The organism is Nocardia takedensis NBRC 100417, assembly GCF_000308695.1.
Lineage (GTDB): Bacteria > Actinomycetota > Actinomycetes > Mycobacteriales > Mycobacteriaceae > Nocardia > Nocardia takedensis.
In genome coordinates this window covers 194,086-213,546 of the sequence record NZ_BAGG01000123.1, presented here as the reverse complement: position 1 = coordinate 213,546, position 19,461 = coordinate 194,086, and the positions used below count along the sequence as shown (strand labels likewise).

The window sequence follows — 19,461 nt, the reverse complement described above, 5'->3', positions numbered from 1 at the left end:
GGCGCGCGCTCAGCTCTTGACGCCGCCCGCGGTCAGACCGGAGATGATCCGACGCTGGAACAGCAACACCATGACGACCAGCGGAATCGTCACCATCGTGCCCGCCGCCATGATCGCCGCGTACGGCTGGACCAGCGGGTTGTTCCCGGAGAAGCGGGCGATCGCGACGGTGACCGGTTCGGTCGCGCCGCTGGAGAGCAGTCGGGCCAGCAGGTACTCGTTGACCGCGGCGATGAAGGCCAGGATGGCGGTGGTGAACACGGCGGGCGCGGCCAGCGGCAGCATCACCAGACGGAACGCCTGGAACTTGTTCGCGCCGTCGATGCGCGCGGCCTCCTCCAGCTCCCACGGCAGTTCGGCGAAGAACGAGGCCAGGATGTAGACCGTCATCGGCAGCACGAAGGAGATGTTCGGGATGATCATCGCCTGGTACTGCCCGATCCAGCCCAGGTTGGTGAACAGCTGGAACAGCGGGGTGACCAGCACGACCACCGGGAACATCGACGCGCTCAGGATCAGACCCGAGACCACGTACTTGCCCTTGAAGGTCAGCCGGGCCAGCGCGTAGGCGGCGAAGATGCCGACCACCAGCGCGATCAGCGTGGTCAACGACCCGATGATCAGGCTGTTGACCAGCGCCTTGCCGAAGTCGTTGCCGCGACTGGTGTCGAAGGCGTTGCGGAAGTTCTCCAACGTCACGTGGGTGGGCCACGGGGTGTTGTCGAAGGTGAAGGCCGGGTCGCGGAACGCCGTGACCGCCATCCAGTAGAACGGGGCGAGACCCCACACCAGCACGATCAGCGCGCCCAGGTACAGGCGCACCGAACCCAGCTTCTTCGTCCATGGCGTCGCGGCGCGCGCGGGGGCCTTCTCGGCCCGGATCGGGGCAGCCATCAGTGCGCCTCCCGCTGTTCTTCCTGGGTCCGAACCGCGTTCGCGCCCAAGATCTTCACCAGTACGAACGCGATCGCGAAGATCAACAGGAACGTCAGCGTCGACAACGCCGCCGCGCTGTTGGGACCCTGCCGGACCTGTTCGACCACCAGCACCGACACGGTCCGGGTGGAGGGGTTGCCGAGGGTCATGATCGCGGGCAGGTCGTACATGCGCAGCGCGTCCATGGTGCGGAACAGCACCGCGACCAGCAGGGCGGGCTTGAGCAGCGGCAGCGTGACGTGCACGAACCGCTGCCAGGCCGACGCGCCGTCGACGCGGGCGGCTTCGTAGACGTCGGCGGGAATCACCTGGAGTCCGGCCAGCAGCAGCAACGCCATGAACGGCGTGGTCTTCCAGACGTCGGCGGCGATCACCGCGAACCGGGACGGCCATTCGTCGGAGGTCCACAGGATGTGGGTCCCCAACACCCGGTTGACCACCCCGTCGTACTGGAACATGAACTCCCACAACCGCGCCGTCACCGCTGTGGGGATGGCCCACGGGATGAGCACGGCCGCGCGCAGCAGCGCGCGGCCCGCGAAGGTCTTGCCCATCACCATCGCCATGCCGAGGCCGATGGTGGCCTCCAGCGCGACCGTGACCACGGTGAAGAACAGCGTGATCCCGATCGCCGCCCAGAACTGCGACCCGAGAGTGCCGGTGGGACAGGAGATCGTCTCCCCGCCCGCCTGGCACTGCTGCAACAGCCAGTGGGTGTAGTTGGAGAATCCGGCGTTGCCGCCCTCGACGAACATGCCGGTCGCCGGGTCCAGGCCGGAGTCCTTCTGGAAGGACATCCACAGCGCCCGGACCACCGGATAGCCGATGACCACCGCCAAGGCGATCAGGACCGGCGTGACGAACAGCCACGCCTTCCCCGACTTGCGCATCTCCAGCGCGAGACGCTCACCGAAACCGCGCTTGCGCGGCAGGAACTCGTCGTTCGGCAGGCGCGTGGCCGTTCCCGAAGGATCCGACACCGTTATCTCACTCCTACGGGCTGATCGGGCCGCTGATTGCACACACCGCGGTTACGATCCGGCGGTCTCGATGCCCTTCTGCATCCCGGTGATCGCGTCGTCCACGGACTTGTTGCCCTGCAGCGCAGCATAGGCGTTGTCCTGGATCGCCTTGGACACCGCCCGATAGAACGGGGTCACCGGGCGCGGCACCGCGCCCGCGATCGAATCCTTGAGCGCGGGCAGGTACGGCATCTTCGCGATCAGGGCCGGATCGTCGTACATCGAGGCGCGCACCGAGGGCAGCGCGCCCGAGGCGACGATGTGCTGGGCGTCGTCGCTGATCAGGAAGCGCAGGAAGTCGAGCGCGGTGGCCTTGTTCTTGGAGAACGCGCTGATCGCGGCGTTGTAGCCGCCCAGCGTCGAGGCGCCGACACCGGTCTCGCCGGGCAGCGGGGCCACGCCGAACTTGTCCTTGACCGCGGAGGCCTCCGAGCCGAGGTCGCCGAAGGTCGACGGCCACGACCGCAGGAACAGCAGTTCGCCGCGGCTGAAGGCGTTGCCGGACTCCGGTTCCTTGAAGGTGATGGCCTGCTGCGGGATGTCACCGCTCTTGTAGGCCGAGACCAGGGTGTTCAGGCCGGCCCGCGCCTGCGCGCTGTCCACGGTCGGGGTCTTGCCGTCGGGGCCGACGAAGCTGCCGCCGAAGGCGTTGATCACCTCGGAGGTGTTCACCGTCAGACCCTCGTAGGGCGCGAACTGGCCCGCGTAGCAACCGATGTTGTTCTCCCGCGCCACCGGGCACTGCCCCAGCATCTCCGCCCAGGTCTTCGGCGGGGTGGGCACCAGGTCCTTGCGGTAGAACAGCAGGCCGCCGTTGGTGTTGCGCGGCGCGGCGTAGAGGGTGTTGTTGTAGGTGGCGCTGGCGACCGTGGGGGACAGCAGCGTCGAGGTGTCCAGCGCGAAGGAATCCTTCAGCGGCTGGATCCAGCCCTTGGCCGCGAACTCCGCGGTCCACGGCACGTCCAGCGCGACCACGTCGTAGCCGGACTGCTTGGAGCTCATGTGCTCGACGAGGTCGTCGTACTGCTGGGAGGCGTCGTTGGACTGCTCCTTGAACGTCACCTGCTCGTCGGGATGCGAGGCGTTCCAGCGTTCGATGAGCTGCTTGACCGCACCGGTCTCGGTGGTGTCCTTGCCCTCGACGTAGGTGATCGGGCCGCGGCCCTCGAGGTTCTGGCCGGTCGGGTTGCCCCCGGAGTCGCTCGAGCACGCGCTGGTGAACGTCGCCGTCAGCAGCGCCACCGACGCGGCCGCCAGCGCGGCTCGCGGTACGAGCGACGAACGTAGGGACGACACCTTCATCAAAGCCATCGCGGACACTCCATTGTTTACGACGTGAGCAGCGGCACACCCTGCGGTGCACAACGCAAGATACATCGTGTTCACGTGCCCCGCCGGACTACACCGTGCATTCGGTACCAGGACACAGTGCCACCCGTGTCCCACTGTGACGACGCCGGGCGGGGCTACCCTGAACGGCGATGACTTCGCCGAACGCGGTTCCCGACCGGATGCTGACCCGGATCGGCGGACTGCTGCGCAAGGCCGAGGCCACCGACAACGAGCACGAGGCCGAGGCGTTCCTGGCCGCCGCGCAACGATTGGCCACCCGTTCCTCGATCGATCTGGCGGTCGCTCGCGCGCACGTCACCGGGCGCGAGCGGCGCGCGCAGCCGACACAGCGCGTCATCGAGATCGGCGAACCGGGTCGCAAGGGCTTGCGCACCTACGTGCAGTTGTTCGTGGCGATAGCCGCCGCGAATGACGTTCGCTGCGATGTCGCGCGCACGTCCACCCAGGTGTACGCGTTCGGTTTCGCCGCCGACATCGACACCTGCGAAGCTCTCTACACCAGTCTGCTGGTGCAGATGGTCCGCGCCTCGGACCACTACATCAAGTCCGGTCGGTATCGCAGCGCCACCGTGGAGAAGATCGTCGAGGAGACTCGCTGGGGCCGCACGGTGCGCAAACGCGTGCAGGCCCCCGCCGCCGCCGTCACCGCGCGCCTCAACTTCCAGATGGCTTTCGCCGCCCGCGTCGGCCACCGCCTCGCCGAGGTGAAAGCCCAAGTCGAGACGGAAGCGGTCGACCAGGATGTCGCGCGCACCACCGGCACCGCGCTCGCGTTGCGCGACAAAGAGGTCGCCCTCACCGACTTCTACACCAGCACCTCCCAGGCCCGTGGCACTTGGCGCGGGCCGCAGACCTCCGCGGGCCACTCGGCCGGGGCCCGGCGCGCGGGCGACAACGCGGGTCGGGCCGCGCGCCTCGGCGTCTCTCCCGAACTCGACGCCGCGCGCGGCCAATTGGAACCCGGGCGCTGAGGTCGGTGACTTCCACGCGGCGTCTCCGTTGCGGGCGACTCGTCGGGCCGTCGTCCGAGCGCGGTGTGTCCGAGCGCCGAGTCGGGGTGCGTCTCGCCGTGGAGTGCGCGTGGTGACGCGCGATTCGCAGCGGGCGGCGGTGTACGACGCCGAGCGGTTGGTGCGGGTGGCCTTCGATCGCGCGGACGAGACGTCGACCCGGACCGTGGAAGTGCACGGGTCGCGGATCACCCTTCCGGTCGAAAGACGTTTCGCCTCGGTCGATTCCGTGCAGACCTACGTCGACAAGGTGCTGGCTCTCAACTGGGTCCGCGCGGGGTGGGAGCGCGCGGCTGCGCCGGTGCGGGTGCGCGCGCGAGCCGGGAACACCGCCGCCCACTACGAACCCGAGGGCGCGGTCCTGGCCGTTCCCGTCCATACCGGCGCGACCGCGTGGGCGCTGCGCGAACTGGTGGTGCTGCACGAACTGGCCCACCACCTCGAACCGACCGGCTCCACGCTCGCCGCCCACGGGCCCGAATTCTGTGCGCGCTACGTCGAATTGGTCGACGGGATCATCGGCGCGGAAGCCGCTTTCCTACTGCGCACATCCCTGCACGGATGCGGCGCGCGCGGCGCGTGATACGCGGAGAGGGCCGGTCGGGAGTGCGGCCGCGAGACAGGTCGGCGGAGGCGGCTCAGTCCCGGCCGTGATCAGTCGGCGTCGACCAGTTCGCGGACGCGGGCGTAGCGCGTCAGCCACCACTCGGTGCGCTCCGGGTCGGGGTGCCGGTAGCGCTCCAGCAGTTCCGGGTCGGGTTCGGGTGGGGTGTGGGCGACGGGGAGATAGCCGTCGACGGGTTGCGGGGACGGATCGACCACGTCGCCGGTGAACAGGGCGGCGGTGCCGAGACCGCAGGCGAAGTCGAGGCGTGGGAGCGCGCCGGCGAGGGCGAGTTGGGCGGCCAGGCCGACGCCGGTCTCCAGCGCGGAGGACACCACGCACGGCAGTCCGGCGGCCTCGGCGACGCGCAGCGCGCGCCGGACTCCGCCCAGCGGCGTGCATTTGATCACGGCGACGTCGGCCGCGCCCGCGACGGCGACCCGCAGCGGGTCCTCGGCGCGGCGGATGGATTCGTCGGCGGCGATCGGCACGTCGACACGGCGGCGCACCGCGGCGAGTTCTTCCACTGTCGGACAGGGCTGTTCGACGTATTCCAGTCCGCCCGCGGCGCGGTCGAGGCGGGTGATGCGGGCGACGGCGGTGTCGACGTCCCACACCGCGTTCGCGTCGACCCGGACGCGGCCTTTCGGACCGAGCGCGTCGCGCACGGCCTCGACGCGCGCCAGATCCTCGGACAGCGATGCGGGATGGTCGGCGACCTTGACCTTCGCCGTCGCGCACCCGGAGCGCGCGGTGATCTCGTAGGCCCGTTCCGGGTCGACCGCGGGAACGATGCAGTTGACCGGGATGCGGTCGCGGACCGGGGCGGGCCAGCCGCGGCAGGACTGTTCCAGCGCGGTCGCCAGCCAACCCGCGGCCTCGCGGTCGTCGTATTCGGGGAACGGGCAGAAATCGCCCCAGCCCAGCGGCCCTCGGATCAGCATTCCCTCGCGCACGGTGATGCCGCGGAAGCGGGTCCGCAGCGGTATCGCGTAGACGACGAGGTCGGGGTCGGTCATCGCGGTCCAGCTTACGGGTGGTGCGGGCGGCCGCGGCGGGGCATCCTGGGGTATGGGGTCGTATCGGCGGGGCGGGCTGCTCGAAATCCTGCGCGTGACACTGGGTTGTCTGCTCGCGCTGTCGTTCGGGATCTTCGTGTTCAACCTCATCCCGATCTACGAACAGGTGGATCGGGACGGGGATTCGTCGTTCGTGCTCGCCTACGCGGTGGCGACGGTCGGCGTCATCGCGGCGGCGGTGGTGGCGCTGGGCCGGATTGTGGGCCGGGTCCGCGCCGGACTGCCGGTCGGATGGGCGCCGCTGGTGGCGGTGCCCATCCTCGCGTGCACTTGGGTGCTCGGCCTGCTGATCGCGTTGGCCATCGAGGGCTGAGTTCAGATTCGTTCGATGATGGTGGCGTTGGCCAGACCGCCCGCCTCGCACATGGTCTGGAGGCCGTAGCGCGCGCCTCGCTCACCCATGGCGTGCACCAGCGTGGTCATCAACCGCGCCCCGGAGGCGCCCAGCGGATGGCCGAGGGCGATCGCCCCGCCGTTGACGTTCACCTTGGCCAGGTCGGCCCCGGTGTCCTTCGCCCAGGCCAGCACCACCGGCGAGAACGCCTCGTTGATCTCGACCAGGTCGATGTCGGAGATCGAGAGTCCGGCGCGCCGCAACACCTTTCGGGTCGCCGGGATGACGGCGGTGAGCATGAGCAACGGGTCGTCGCCCGCGACGGCGAAGCTGTGCAGTCGGGCCAGCGGGGTCAGGCCGAGTTCGCGGGCCTTCTCGCTGGTCATCAGCAGGAGTGCGGCGCTGCCGTCGCTGATCTGGCTGGCGGTGGCGGCGGTGATGCGCCAGTCGATCTCGGGAAAGCGGGCGGCCATCGCCTCGTCGTAGTAGGCCGGGCGCAGTCCCGCGAGGGTTTCCAGGGTGCCGCCGACGCGGATGCCTTCGTCGGTGTTCAGTCCGGCGATCGGGGCCAGTTCGGCGGTGAAGGACCCGTTCTTGGTGGCGAGCGCGGCCTTCTCGTGGCTGCCGAGGGCGAATTCGTCGAGTCGCGCGCGGCTCAGATCCCAGCGGGCGGCGATGAGTTCGGCGCCGATGCCCTGGGAGACGAGTCCTTCGGGGTAGCGGGCGGCGAAGCCGACGCCGGACGGGTCGGTCGTCCCGAGCAGGCTCGCGCCCATGGGGACTCGGCCCATGGATTCCACGCCCGCCGCGACGACGATGTCGTAGGCGCCGGAGATGATGCCCTGCGCGGCGAAGTGCACGGCCTGCTGGCTGCTGCCGCACTGCCGGTCGACGGTGGTGGCGGGCACCGATTCGGGATAGCCCGCGGCCAGTGCGGCGCGCCGGGTCATGTTGGCCCCTTGTTCGCCGACCTGGCTGACCACGCCGCCGATGACGTCGTCGATGAGCGCCGGGTCGATGCCGGTGCGGTCGACGATCTCGCGCAGGCTGTGCGCGAGCAGGTCGACGGCGTGGACGTCGTGCAGGGCGCCGGTGGGCTTGCCCTTGCCGATCGGAGTGCGTACCGCCGCGACGATGACCGCGTCTCTCATGGTGCTTCCTTTCGGAGCGAGCCGATCCCCTTCGATCTGACTCTCTTGTCCTGCAGTCAGGGTAACGCCTGACTATGACGAAGTGAAGTCAGAAATGGCTATGATGTGCGTCATGGCAGCCGTGATGGAAGGGCCGTTGGCCGACCTCAGTTCGTGGAAACCCACGCATTGCTCGATCGCCAAGGCGTTGGACCTGGTCGGTACCCGCTCGGCGATCCTGATCCTGCGCGAGGCGTACTACGGCACCCGCCGCTTCGACGGCTTCGCCGCCCGCGTCGGCATCACCGACGCCGCCGCCAGCGCGCAACTGCGCAAACTCACCGAGGCCGGCCTGCTCACCAAACAGCCCTACCGGGAAGAAGGACAGCGCACCCGCAACGAATACGTGCTCACCGACATGGGGCGCGATCTGCTGCCCGTGGTGTTGGCGCTGATGCAGTGGGGCGACGCCTATCTCCAGCCCGGGCCCGCGCCGCTACAAGTGATCGAGGAGGCCACGGGCGCGCCCGTGCGCGTGGAAGTGCGCAGCGCGGGCGGCGGAGAAATCGGCCTCGACGAACTGGGAATCCGACTCAATCCGGACTGGCGGCGCTGACCCGCGCCGCCGGTCCGGATCGGGGGGCGGCTCAGTTGAGCCTGCTGCCGTCCGCCGCGTCGAAGAAGTAGACGTGCTCCTGGGTGGTGGCCAGTCGCAGTCGCGCGCCGCGCGGCGGCGGATTGCGCCAGTCGGCGCGCGCCACGATCGTCTCGCCGCCGCCGTTCCACTGGCCCGGGGCCAGGGTCCGGCCGTAGACGTAGGCGTCGGAACCGAGTTCCTCCACCACGTCGACCTCCATCTCGATACCGTGCGCCCCCGCGCCGCCGATCTCGAAATGTTCGGGACGGATGCCGACCGTCACGGTGTCGGCGCGCACCGACCGCGGCAACGGCAGCGCGTAGCCGCCGAGGGCGACCCGGTCACCCTGCACCGGCAGCGTGAACATGTTCATGGCGGGCGAACCCATGAAGCCGGCGACGAACGCGTTGGCCGGATCCCGGTACAGGTCGCGCGGACTCGCGCACTGCTGCAACAGGCCGTCCTTGAGCACGGCCACCCGGTCGCCCATCGTCATCGCCTCGACCTGGTCGTGGGTGACGTAGACGGTGGTGGTGCCGAGACGACGTTGCAACTGGGCGATCTGGGTGCGGGTCTGCACGCGCAGTTTGGCGTCCAGGTTCGACAGCGGTTCGTCCATCAGGAACACCTGCGGTTGCCGCACGATCGCGCGGCCCATCGCCACACGCTGCCGCTGACCGCCCGAGAGCGCTTTGGGCTTGCGGTCGAGGAACGGTTCGAGGTCGAGCAGTTTCGCCGCCTCCAGCACCCGCTGCTGTTTCTCCGCCTTGGCCACCTTCGCCAGCTTCAGGGCGAAGCCCATGTTCTCGGCGACCGACATGTGCGGGTAGAGCGCGTAGTTCTGGAACACCATCGCGATATCGCGTTCCTTGGGTTCGGCGTTGGTGACGTCGTTCGCGCCGATCAGGATGCGCCCGCCGTTGACCTCCTCCAACCCGGCCAGCATGCGCAGCGAGGTCGATTTCCCGCAGCCCGAGGGGCCGACCAGGACGAGGAATTCCCCGTCCGCGATCTCCAGGTCCAAATGGTCGACAGCCGGTTTCGTCGCCCCCGGATAGATCCGGGTCGCGCCCTCGAAGGTCACCGTAGCCATGACAAATCCACATCCCATCCCGGCAGGAACGTGCCGGACGATCCGAGTACAGGGTTGACGCGCGATCCTAACGGGAACGGGGAGTCAGGGCGCGAGGGTGGCGGAGATCAGCTCGACCAGTCGCCAGGGGCGGTCGGTGTCGGTGGTGGCTTTGCCGCTGGTCAGGATCGCGCCCGCGAGGCGGCGCTGCGGGTCGGCCCAGCCGTATTGCGTGGTCAGCCCGCTGCGGCCGAAATGTTGACGGGTGTCGCGCCCGAATTTGGAGCGGCGTCCGCCCAGCTCGAAACCGGCGCGGCTGACGCGTCCGGCGACACCGGGGAGCCACGGGGCGGGCCGGACCGCCTCGCGCAACGCCTCCGGGGACAGGATTCGCACGCCGTCGAGTTCGCCGCCGCGCGCGAGGATCTCGTAGAAGCGGGACAGTTCGTTGGCGGTGGTGACGAGATTGCCGGAAGGCAGTTCGGCGGTGAGGAAGGCCGCCGTGGCCTCCGGGGAACGCGCCGCGCCGCCCATGCCGCCGCCGAGCGCCTTGCGCGCCAGCGCGGTCGCCACGCGGTTCGGGTCGGGGCCGGTCTTCACGCCGGGCACCACCGCCGCGACGTCGGCCGGGTCGACGCCGAAATTGGTCCAGCGGAACCCGAGCGGGGTCAACACCTGGTCGCGCAGGTGCTCGCGCATCCGTCGGCCGGTGGCCCGCCGCACGAGCAGCCGCAACACGAGTCCGCTGGTCATCGCGTGGTAGATCCGGAACCGACCGCGCGGGAAGCTCGGTTTCAGTTCCGCGAGCGCCCGCGCGGCCAGATCCTCGTCCAGGACCAGATCGAAACCGCGATACGGGCCGTTCAGGAACGGGATGCCCGCCGAATGGTCGAGGATGTCGCCGATCGTGATCCGCTGTTTGCCGTTGGCCGCGAACTCCGGGATGTGCTCGCACACCCGGTCCTCCGCCGCGAAGACGCCCTGTTCGATGAGCATCGTCATCACGGTGGCGGCCACGCCCTTGGCGGTGGAGAACCCCAGGAAGGGTGTGTCCGGGGTGGCGAGGATCTTCGGCGCGTCGGGCGGATCGGCGGGGCCGTTGCCCCAACCGTGGCCGATGGCGCGGTCGAGCACGACGTGTCCGTCGCGACGCAGGCAGATCTGGATCGCCGGGGTGGTGCCGAGCCGGTACCACTCGCGGACCGCCGACCACAGCGTGTCGACCTGCGCGGCGGTCAGCCCGGCCGCGGCCGGGTCGTCCTCGGGGCCGATCGTGGTCACCGCGTCGGTGTCGGCGGGGACGGTGACCAGGGCATCACTGGGCGTGCTCACTCCCGCGAGCTTATCGAGCCCACCTGATCGTCGGCTGAGCGTTCCCCGGGGGTTTCCTCGGCAGTCCGCTCGGGTTGGTGCACGACCATGACCGGGCAATACGCCTTCTGGACGAGTGTGGCGCTGGTCGAGCCGAGCAGGAACCGCGCGAACCGCCCGCGTCCGCGACTGCCCACCACCACCAGTCGCGCCGCCACCGACTCGTCGAGCAGGTGATCGCGCGCGCTGCCCCGCTCCACCGAGCGCTGCACCACCACCGACGGGAAGCGTTCCTGCCAGCCCGCCAACCGCTCGGCCAGCAGCGCGCGCTCCGGTGCCGCCAGATCCACCGGTTCCTCGGCGGCCGCCAGCAGTTTCGCGAACCGGCCCGCGTACGGATCGGCCCAACTGTGCACGGCCACCAGCGGTGATCCGCGCAGATCGGCCTCGCGGAAGGCAACGCCGGTGGCGGCGTCGCTGACCGGACTGCCGTCCACGCCGACCACCACCGGGCCGGTGCGCGGCAGGTCGGTCTCCCCGCGCACCACGACCACGGCGCCCTCCGCGCGGCTGACCACCGACAGCAGGATCGAGCCGAGCCGCCCGAGGCCGGGGCCGTCGTTCGGGCCGCCGAGGACGACCATGTGCGCGGTGCGCGACAAGGTGATCAGCGCGTCGGCCGGATCGCCGCGCACCAGGTCGGTGCGCACGGTCACGGTCGGGTTCGTCTGCTCGGCCAGTCGGCGGGCGTTGGCGACCAGGCGCGCGCCGATCTCCTCGACGGCCGCGCGCAATTGATCCGAGCGGGTCGCGTAGGGAGCGAGCAGCGCGTCGGTCGATTCGAGGTCCAGGCCGTGGACGACCAGTAGCTCGCGGCGGCGCGACGCGGCGGTCTCCACCGCCCAGCGCACCGCCAGATCGGACGCGGCGGTGCCGTCGACGCCGACCACCACCGGGGCGTCGGCGAGGGAGTGTCGATCCGGGGTCTCGGTCACGGGTCTACCTCCGCTGCTGGTGCGTCGGGATTTCCCCGATTCGGGATTTGCCACGATATTGCCATTGCGCCGGCTCTGCGCTCGCGGCGACACCGCGCTACGGCCCGCGCGCGGGTAGCCTCGTCGGGGAAACGCACCAGACGCGAGGAGTGCCGCATGAGTCGTCCCGTTCGGATCGGCGTCCAGCTCCAGCCCCAGCACGCACCCGAATACGGACTGATCCGCGACGCGGTGCTGCGCGCGGAGGAAGCGGGCGTGGACATCGTCTTCAACTGGGACCACTTCTATCCGCTGACCGGCGATCCCGACGGCGCGCATTTCGAATGCTGGACGATGCTGGCCGCCTTCGCCGAGCAGACCGAGCGGGTGGAGATCGGCGCGCTGGTCACCGGCGGCGGCTATCGCAACCCGGAACTGCTCGCGGATATGGCGCGCACCGTCGACCACATCAGCGCGGGCAGGCTGATCCTCGGCATCGGCGCGGGCTGGTTCCGCAAGGACTACGACCAGTACGGCTACGAATTCGGCACGGCCGGAAGCCGATTGGCGCTGCTCAAGGACAACCTCGCGCGGCTGACCGAGCGGTTGGGCAAACTCAACCCGGCCCCGACGCGGCGCATCCCGATCCTGATCGGCGGTGGCGGCGAACGCAAGACGCTGCGCCTGGTGGCCCAGTACGCCGACATCTGGCACAGCTTCGCCGATCTGGACGCGCTCGGGCACAAGAGCGCCGTACTGGCCGAGCACTGCGCCGACCTCGGCACCGATCCGGCGTAGGGAATTGCCGAGGGTCGGTCGTAGGAAATTGCCGAGGGTCGGCGTCGCCGTGCGGTGGTTTTCGACTCGAGCTGATCCGAACGCCCCGGCCAGGGTCGATGCGCCGCGCGGCGGGGTAGCCGGAGAATTGCGACGAGTCGGCGGCTAGATTCCTTGCATGGCTGGTCTGCTCGCTGTGCGGTTCCGTGCGTTGCTCGCCGTCCTGTTGATCGGCGTCGCCCTGGCCGCGACCGGCTGTGGTTCGGGGGGAGAATCCGCGGCGGGCCGCGACCTGTGCGCCCCGCCCGGCCTGTCCGCCGCCTCGGCCGCGCCGACCAATCTGGCCGACTCCGCGTCGGCGGGGCCCGACCGGTACACCACGCCGACCGCGCCCCCGCTGTCCTCGATCGACGTCTCCCGGCTGAACCTGATCACCCCGGGCACGCTCAGCGTCGGCACGCTGTCCGACGCGCCGCCGAGCATCTGCGTCGACAGCAGCGGACAGTTCACCGGCTTCGACAACCAACTGCTGGCCGCGATCGCCGCGAAACTCGGTCTGCGCGTCGAATTCTCCGGCACCGAATTCTCCGGACTGCTGGCCAATGTCGCCGGCCGCCGCTTCGACGTGGGCTCGTCCAACATCACCACCACCGACGCGCGCCGTCAGTTGGTCGACTTCACCAACGGCTACGACTTCGGGTACTTCGCGCTGGTCGTCCCGAACGGGAGCCCGATCAAGGGGTTCGCGGATCTGAAGCCGGGCAGTCGGATCGCGGTCGTGCAGGGCACCGTCCAAGACGAATACGTCGTCAACACCCTGAAACTCGATCCGGTCAAATTCCCCGACTACAACACCGCCTACGCGAATCTGAAGACCGGCCAGGTCGACGCGTGGGTCGCCCCGTCCGCGCAGGCCGAGGGCGCGATCGCGCCGGGTGACGGCACCGCGGTCGTCCAGAACGCCTTCAGCCTGGACAATTTCGCCGCATGGGCGGTCGGCAAGGGCAATCAGCCGCTGGTCGACGCGCTCAACAGCGGTCTGGACGCGGTCATCGCCGACGGCACCTACGCGCGCCTCTACACCGACTGGGTGCCGCGTCAGCTCCCGCCCGGCTGGAAGCCCGGCTCCAAGGCCGCGCCCGTCCCGGAACTGCCCGATTTCGCCGCGATCGCCGCGGCCGAAGGGCCCGCGCAGACCGAGCAGACCGCGCCGAAGTCCACGCTCCAGCAGTTGCGCGAGACCTTCTTCGACTGGTCGCTGTATCGGGAGGCGTTCCCGGACCTGCTGAAGACCGGTCTGCCGAACACGCTGATCCTGGCGGTGGTCTCCGGCGCGCTGGGTACGGTCATCGGCATGCTGCTCGCGGTCGCGGGCATCTCCCGGACCCGCTGGCTGCGCTGGCCCGCCCGCGTCTACACCGACATCTTCCGCGGTCTGCCCGCGGTGGTGATCATCCTGATCATCGGCCTCGGCGTCGGCCCCGTGGTCAAGAATCTGACCGGCAACAACCCGTACTGGCTGGGCGCGGTGGCGTTGGCGCTGCTGGCCTCGGCCTATATCGGCGAGATCTTCCGCTCGGGTATCCAGTCCGTCGAACCGGGTCAGCTCGAAGCGGCCCGCGCGATCGGATTCGGCTACACCCAGTCGATGATCCTGGTGGTGATCCCGCAGGGCGTGCGGCGGGTGCTGCCCGCGCTGATGAACCAGTTCATCGCGCTGATCAAGGATTCCTCGCTGATCTACTTTCTCGGACTGCTCGCCACCCAGCGCGAACTGTTCGCGGTCGGCCGCGATCTCAACGCCCAGACCGGCAACCTGTCCCCGCTGGTGGCGGCCGGTCTGGTGTATCTGCTGCTGACGATCCCGCTGACCCACCTGGTGAACTACATCGATCGGCGGATGCGCACCGGCCGACCGGACCGGCCCATCGATCAGCTCGAGCAGGCCACGATCACGGAAGGACGCTGATCATGAGCGAGTCGACCGGCGAATCCCGCACCGGTGCGTCGCTGACCGGGACCGGACTGCATCTGACCCTCGGCGGCAATCCCGTGCTGCGCGGCATCGACATCCAGGTGGACGCGGGCCGGACGGTGACGGTGATCGGGCCGTCCGGTTCGGGCAAGTCGACCTTGCTGCGGGTGCTGAACCGGCTGCACGAGCCCGACAGCGGCGACATCCTGCTGGACGGCGTCTCGGTGCTGAAGGAGGACCCGGACCGGCTGCGTCGCCGCATCGGCATGGTCTTCCAGCAGTTCAACCTGTTCCCGCACATGACCGTCGCGCAGAACATCGCGCTCGGCCCGCGCAAGCTGCTGGGGCTGTCGAAGGAGGCGGCGCGGGCGGCGGCGGTGGAACAGTTGGAGGTCGTCGGGCTGGCGAATCGGGCCGACGCGCGTCCGGCGAACCTGTCCGGCGGGCAGCAGCAGCGGGTGGCGATCGCGCGGGCGCTGGCCATGCGACCGGAGATCATGTTCTTCGACGAGGCCACCTCCGCGCTGGACCCCGAATTGGTCAAGGGGGTGCTCGCGCTGATGGCGGAGTTGGCCTCGGGCGGGATGTCGATGGTCGTGGTGACCCACGAGATGGGGTTCGCCCGCACCGTGTCCGACAGTGTCCTGTTCATGGACGCCGGTCAGGTGGTGGAGACGGGTGCGCCGGACGCGGTGTTCGAAGATGCCAAGACCGACCGGTTGCGTCGTTTCCTTTCCCAAGTTCTCTGAATCGTTGCGCGGACAGGTAGCACACCCTCAGCTACCTGCACTGATGCGCACCTGCTAATGTGTCGGTGTTCACAGATTCATCCGTCCCTCGGCATGGAGGAAGGCTTCTGATGACCACAGCACACGTCGAGCACACCGATCACGGACATGTCCACGGCCCCGACTGCGGCCACGTCTCGGTCCCGCACGGCGACCACGTCGACTACGTCCACGACGGACACCTGCACCGCGCCCACAACGGACACTTCGATGAGTGCGAACCGGCCGGGCACGCCGAACACACCACCCACGACCACGTGCACGGCGAAGGTTGCGGGCATGTCGCCGTCCCGCACGGCGACCATGTCGACTACATCCACGACGGTCACCGCCACGCCGCCCACGACGGGCACTACGACGAACACTGAGCGGTAACCGGCCCGGTCCGCCCGCCGAAAACGCCCCCCGGATATCCGGCGAAACGGTCGGGGGGCGCGGCTAGAGTCGGCGGGATGATCGAGGCAATCAAGGTCCCCACCGCGGCGGGCACGTTCGACGCGCTGTCCTGCGGTGCCGCCGGCGGTCGGGAAGTGCTGATGCTGCACGGCTTCCCGGAAGCGGCGATCCAGTGGGAGTTCCAACTCACCGCACTGGGCAACGGGGGCTGCCAGGTCGTCGCCCCCGATCAACGCGGCTATTCCCCCGGCGCGCGCCCCGAACACGCCGCCGACTACTGCCTCGAGGAACTGGTCGGCGACGTCGCCGCCATTGCCGACGAACTCGGCTGGGAGCGCTTCGATCTCGTCGGCCACGACTGGGGCGCCTATGTCGGCTGGGCCGCCGCTGCCGCCCTCCCCGAACGCATCCGCACCCTCACCGCGGTCTCCATGCCGCATCCCGCCGCCTACCTGCGCGCCCTCACCGAGGACGAGGACCAGGTGCAGCGCTCGCAATACCTCGACGTGCTACGCAGACCGCGGGTCGCCGAACGACTGCTGCTCGCCGACAACGCCGCCGGCGTGCGCAAGATCTTCGACCACAAGATCCCGCAGGAACGCATCGAGGACTACGTCCACCGGCTCACCCAACCCGAAGCCCTGACCGCCGCGCTCAACTGGTACCGCGCCATGCATCTGGCCGGTCCCACCCCGTCCGTGCACGTCCCCACCCTCTACGTGTGGGGCACCGAGGACGCCACCATCGGCTCCACCGCCGCCACCACCAGCGGCGACCACGTGGACGGCCCCTACCGTTTCGAGATGCTCGACGACATCTCGCACTGGGTGCCCGAACAAGCCCCCGAGGTCCTGACCATGCTGATCATGGAACACCTGCTGGCCCACAGGGGTTGAGCTCGCGGCGGTTCGGCCGTATGCGCGTCAGCCGCACAGGGTCGCGAAGGCGGACCACAGGATCGGGGAGTTCTCGATCACCGGCTCGGAACGCCAGCGCGCGAGTCGTTCTCGCTGCCAGTACGCCAACGCGGCAACCGGATCGGGTCGCTCGTGCGCGGAATCCACTGCCAGGACGGCGTCACGCAGCGGTGTGGCCGCCTCCGCGTGCGCGAGTCGGTGGAAGGCGAGGTCGGTCGGCAACGGCCAGCGGCTCGCGGTGACCAGTTCCGCGCCGCCGGTGAGCATCGCGGCGGTGAGTCCGAGCGCCTCGGAGAACCGCAGATCGCCGCCGCTCTCGCAGGCGATCAGGGCAACCCGGCTCGGCATGGGCCACAACCGGTTCCCCGCCTCCGGGGCGTCGGCCAGTGAATGCGTGCCCAGCAGCAGGTCTTTGGCCGAGAGCGGGCGGTGCGCGCGCATGGGTTCGGCGAAACCCGTCGCCTCCGCCGCGCAGGACAGATGCAGTTCGGCGTGCTCGCTGCGCCCCGAATCCGGTGCGGCGGCGGACACGTGACCGACGTAGAGCAGTCGACTCGCGCCCGCGCGCAGCGCCGCACCCAACCAGCCGCGATCCACATCGGTGCGCCGGAACACCGCGGCGGGATCGTCGGCCGCGGGCCGAAGGCGGTCCTCGGCCAGATAGCGCGCGACCCGGTCCAGCAGCGGCGAGGGCGATTCCACCCGACCCAGCACCGATCCCAGCGCCGAATCCGCCCGGAACCCGGGAATCCTGGGGTCGAGCACCGCCACGACCGGCAACTCCCGATCCGTCGCCCACCGCCGTACCGTCCGCCCGGGCGCGCCGCTGATCCCCGCCGCCGCGAGCAGCGCGATATCGGCGAGATCCACCAACCGCACCGTCGGCGCGGGCGCGAGGATCTCCCACGACACCTGCGCGACCCGAGGAGACGGTTGCACCCGCAGCAGCGGCCGTACCCCGTCGCGCGCGAACGCCGCCACCTGCTCGGCCAAGTCCTCGGGCAGCAACGCTCGCGAAAGCTCGCGCGCCAGATCGTATTCCGTCTCGCCGCGCGCGAGATCTCCCTCGGTGAGCGCATATGACAAGCCGTCCGGTGCGGCCGGATCGGGCAGCGCCCGCGTCAACCGCGCGACCGCCGCCTCCGCAGGCCCCGAGGGCACCGCGACCACTCCCGGCGCGGCGACGTCGTCAGCCCACCGCCACGACATGTACAGATTCCCCGCGTCGGCCATCCGCAGGAACACCGTCGGTCGTGCCCGGAGGTCGTCGGCGGCGCTGTGGGCGGTCACGTCGGCACGCCGGTCGGCCTCGACCGGGCGGTCGCCCGGGATGTTCCGGCTCCTGCCGTCGACCTCGGGATCGCGCTCGAATTCGGTCGCGCTCACGTCGGGACCACCAGATCGTCGCGCACCCGGCGACCGTAGCGCTGCTCGGCGGCGGCGATATAGGCGGCCAGCGCGATGTGACGATCCGAGCCGACCGCCAAGCGCGGGGGCGGCGCGACCGGAAGTCCCGCGCTCGCGGCCACTTCCGCCAGCGCGGTACCCAGTCGCAGCGCCCCGGCGGTGGCGTGCGGGTCCTCCGGAACGCGCGCTGTTCCCGCCATCAAGGTCGGTCCGTCGAATTCGGCGGAGGTTTCGGGTGCGTGGCTCGACGGCGGGCCGTCGGAGATGACCGGCGGTTCGACGAGGTCGAAGGGGAGGGAGGTCGGGGTGCCGGGGGTGGCCGGTGCGATGTTCAGGGTCGATCCCGCGCAGCGGGTTTCGATCAGATCGGCCAGCAGGGGGGCATTGCCGGCGCGATGAGCGAAACGGAAGGCCAAGTGGACGGCGGGGTCGGCGATGCCGCGGTTCCACTGGTCGCGCTGGGTGCCGTTGGCGAAGGTGTGGCGGACGGCGTCGATGGCGACGGCGGAGGTGACGGCGAGGTCGGTGGCGGCGGCGAGCAGATGCGGGTCCGGGGCGGGCAGGGCGTCCAGGACGGATTCGAGCAGCATCGCGTGCCAGTAGTCGATCTGCGCGCAGTGCAGACCGAGGCCGCGCTCGGCGTAGGCGGTGAACGCCGCCGCCAGCAGTTCTTCGCCCTCGGCGGCGCGACCGGTGCGGAAGGCGACCGTCGCCAGGCGGACGCGCACGTCGGCGGCGTCGAGGACCGCGCCGGAGGCGGTGAACCAGTCGTGGCCGCGCTGATAGTGCCGGTGGGCGGCCTCGAGGTCGTCGCGGGCTTCGGCGAGGAAACCGAGGGTCTTCCGGCCGATGCCCGCGCGATGCCCGAGTCCGGCGCGCTCGAAATACTCCTGACTGGTCAGCAGCAGCGGTTCGGCCTCGTCGGGGCGGTCCATCCGCAGCAGCATGGTGGCGGTGTTCTGCTGGGTCTCGGCGACCCCGTTGCCGTCCTGCGCGGTTTCGAACGCCGCGGCGGCCTGCCGCGCGAAGTCCACCGCGAGGTCGCGGTGACCGGTCTCGAAGTACGCGCCCGCCAGGTTCATCAGCGGATGACCCGCCAGGTGCGGCGCGAATCGCACGGCCGCGTCCAGGGATTCGGTGGCCAGCGCGATGGTGCGCTGCCATTGCCCGTGGTGGAAGGCGACCGCGCACAGCGACAGCAGGCAGGCCACTCGCAGCGACCCGAACTCCTCGCTGTCGCCGAGCAGGTCGCGCGCCTGTTCCAGTGCGGCTTGCGCGTCGGCCAGATCGCCGACGTGCTGGAGGGCCTGCGAATAGTTGATCAGCGCCGAGGCCCGCTTCTCCACCGCGTCGGCGGGCAGTTCCCGCAACGCCTCGCGATACCAGCCCAGCGCCGTCACGTGATCGCCGAGTTCGTCGGCCATGCTCGCGGCGTTGATGAGCGCGCTCTGCCGCAGCCCCCCGGTCCCCGTGCGAGCGGCGTCCTCGAAGATCCGCAGGGCTTCGGCGACCTCCCCGCGCTGGTAGGCCGTCGCCCCCTCCAACAGGATCGCGCGCGCGGCGGCGTCGTCTGCCGCGCGCGCGTCGGCTCCGGTATCGGCGGAATGTTCGGTCATCGTCCGCTCGGTTTCGCGTTGGTCGCGCATGATCGCGGCGGCCACGTCCACAATGCCGATCCGGTGTTCGCTGAGGGTGGTTTCGCGTTCGTGGCGGTTCTCGCGCTGCCCGGCCAGGCCCGG

At 70.0% G+C, this 19,461-nt stretch carries 18 protein-coding genes and 1 pseudogene; 9 read left to right on the top strand and 10 right to left on the bottom strand.

What is annotated here, in order from left to right; all coding sequences use genetic code 11:
- Positions 1 to 9: 9 nt before the first annotated feature.
- From ON30_RS26890 to ON30_RS26880, 3 genes are all read right to left on the bottom strand, one after another.
- On the bottom strand, positions 10 to 894 hold the full coding sequence (locus tag ON30_RS26890) for a carbohydrate ABC transporter permease (RefSeq protein WP_174387578.1): 885 nt from the start codon (positions 892 to 894) through the stop codon (positions 10 to 12).
- Positions 894 to 1,826: a carbohydrate ABC transporter permease gene (locus ON30_RS26885; RefSeq protein ID WP_040711462.1), complete on the bottom strand. Its 933-nt coding sequence runs from the start codon at positions 1,824 to 1,826 to the stop codon at positions 894 to 896. Before ON30_RS26885 ends, ON30_RS26890 begins: the two co-directional genes overlap by 1 nt.
- A 141-nt stretch (positions 1,827 to 1,967) precedes the next feature.
- A complete protein-coding gene (locus ON30_RS26880) occupies positions 1,968 to 3,269 on the bottom strand; it encodes an ABC transporter substrate-binding protein (RefSeq protein ID WP_040711323.1) in 1,302 nt (433 codons plus the stop codon).
- A 170-nt stretch (positions 3,270 to 3,439) separates the two neighbouring features.
- Between ON30_RS26880 and ON30_RS26875 the strand changes: the two genes are divergently transcribed.
- Positions 3,440 to 4,282, top strand: coding sequence for a DUF2786 domain-containing protein (locus ON30_RS26875; protein WP_245554231.1), 843 nt, complete (start codon positions 3,440 to 3,442; stop codon positions 4,280 to 4,282).
- Between the two features lie 109 nt (positions 4,283 to 4,391).
- The gene (locus ON30_RS26870) at positions 4,392 to 4,904 is read left to right on the top strand and encodes a TIGR04338 family metallohydrolase (protein WP_040711459.1); all 513 of its coding nucleotides are present in this window, start codon (positions 4,392 to 4,394) and stop codon (positions 4,902 to 4,904) included.
- A 71-nt stretch (positions 4,905 to 4,975) separates the two neighbouring features.
- On the opposite strand, the gene ON30_RS26865 is transcribed toward ON30_RS26870, so the two are convergent.
- Entirely contained in the window at positions 4,976 to 5,944 is a 969-nt protein-coding gene (locus ON30_RS26865; RefSeq protein WP_040711320.1) for an o-succinylbenzoate synthase, read from the bottom strand.
- Between the two features lie 94 nt (positions 5,945 to 6,038).
- On the opposite strand from ON30_RS26865, the gene ON30_RS26860 reads away from it, so the two are divergent.
- Positions 6,039 to 6,317: a hypothetical protein gene (locus ON30_RS26860; RefSeq protein WP_040711318.1), complete on the top strand. Its 279-nt coding sequence runs from the start codon at positions 6,039 to 6,041 to the stop codon at positions 6,315 to 6,317.
- Positions 6,318 to 6,319: 2 nt separating this feature from the next.
- Here ON30_RS26860 and ON30_RS26855 read toward each other — a convergent pair whose 3' ends face one another.
- A complete protein-coding gene (locus ON30_RS26855) occupies positions 6,320 to 7,489 on the bottom strand; it encodes an acetyl-CoA C-acyltransferase (protein WP_040711316.1) in 1,170 nt (389 codons plus the stop codon).
- A gap of 100 nt (positions 7,490 to 7,589) precedes the next feature.
- Here ON30_RS26855 and ON30_RS26850 point away from each other — a divergent pair, with 100 nt between their 5' ends.
- Positions 7,590 to 8,084: a winged helix-turn-helix transcriptional regulator gene (locus ON30_RS26850; protein WP_085999413.1), complete on the top strand. Its 495-nt coding sequence runs from the start codon at positions 7,590 to 7,592 to the stop codon at positions 8,082 to 8,084.
- 31 nt (positions 8,085 to 8,115) lie between these two features.
- Here ON30_RS26850 and ON30_RS26845 read toward each other — a convergent pair whose 3' ends face one another.
- The 3 genes from ON30_RS26845 to ON30_RS26835 form a co-directional block, all read right to left on the bottom strand.
- Positions 8,116 to 9,198 carry an ABC transporter ATP-binding protein gene (locus tag ON30_RS26845; RefSeq protein WP_040711314.1) on the bottom strand — a complete coding sequence of 361 codons (1,083 nt, stop codon included), beginning with the start codon at positions 9,196 to 9,198 and terminating at the stop codon, positions 8,116 to 8,118.
- A gap of 84 nt (positions 9,199 to 9,282) precedes the next feature.
- Complete coding sequence (locus ON30_RS26840; RefSeq protein WP_040711313.1) at positions 9,283 to 10,509, bottom strand: serine hydrolase domain-containing protein; 1,227 nt, start codon at positions 10,507 to 10,509, stop codon at positions 9,283 to 9,285.
- The gene (locus tag ON30_RS26835; protein WP_063719944.1) at positions 10,506 to 11,483 is read right to left on the bottom strand and encodes a universal stress protein; all 978 of its coding nucleotides are present in this window, start codon (positions 11,481 to 11,483) and stop codon (positions 10,506 to 10,508) included. The genes ON30_RS26840 and ON30_RS26835 overlap by 4 nt, the downstream gene beginning before the upstream one ends.
- 156 nt (positions 11,484 to 11,639) lie before the next feature.
- Here ON30_RS26835 and ON30_RS26830 point away from each other — a divergent pair.
- From ON30_RS26830 to ON30_RS26810, 5 genes and pseudogenes are all read left to right on the top strand, one after another.
- Positions 11,640 to 12,254, top strand: a pseudogene (locus tag ON30_RS26830) (LLM class F420-dependent oxidoreductase); the annotation flags it as partial.
- A 163-nt stretch (positions 12,255 to 12,417) separates the two neighbouring features.
- The gene (locus ON30_RS26825; protein ID WP_040711311.1) at positions 12,418 to 14,208 is read left to right on the top strand and encodes an ABC transporter substrate-binding protein/permease; all 1,791 of its coding nucleotides are present in this window, start codon (positions 12,418 to 12,420) and stop codon (positions 14,206 to 14,208) included.
- A 2-nt stretch (positions 14,209 to 14,210) separates the two neighbouring features.
- Positions 14,211 to 14,963, top strand: a complete 753-nt coding sequence (locus ON30_RS26820) for an amino acid ABC transporter ATP-binding protein (protein WP_040711308.1) — start codon at positions 14,211 to 14,213, stop codon at positions 14,961 to 14,963.
- 110 nt (positions 14,964 to 15,073) lie between these two features.
- A complete protein-coding gene (locus tag ON30_RS26815) occupies positions 15,074 to 15,370 on the top strand; it encodes a hypothetical protein (protein ID WP_040711305.1) in 297 nt (98 codons plus the stop codon).
- A gap of 84 nt (positions 15,371 to 15,454) precedes the next feature.
- Positions 15,455 to 16,294: an alpha/beta fold hydrolase gene (locus ON30_RS26810; protein WP_040711303.1), complete on the top strand. Its 840-nt coding sequence runs from the start codon at positions 15,455 to 15,457 to the stop codon at positions 16,292 to 16,294.
- Positions 16,295 to 16,321: 27 nt separating this feature from the next.
- Here ON30_RS26810 and ON30_RS26805 read toward each other — a convergent pair whose 3' ends face one another.
- On the bottom strand, positions 16,322 to 17,548 hold the full coding sequence (locus tag ON30_RS26805) for a CHAT domain-containing protein (RefSeq protein WP_051030032.1): 1,227 nt from the start codon (positions 17,546 to 17,548) through the stop codon (positions 16,322 to 16,324).
- 149 nt (positions 17,549 to 17,697) lie between these two features.
- Entirely contained in the window at positions 17,698 to 19,338 is a 1,641-nt protein-coding gene (locus tag ON30_RS26800; RefSeq protein WP_051030031.1) for a tetratricopeptide repeat protein, read from the bottom strand.
- Positions 19,339 to 19,461 lie beyond the last annotated feature (123 nt).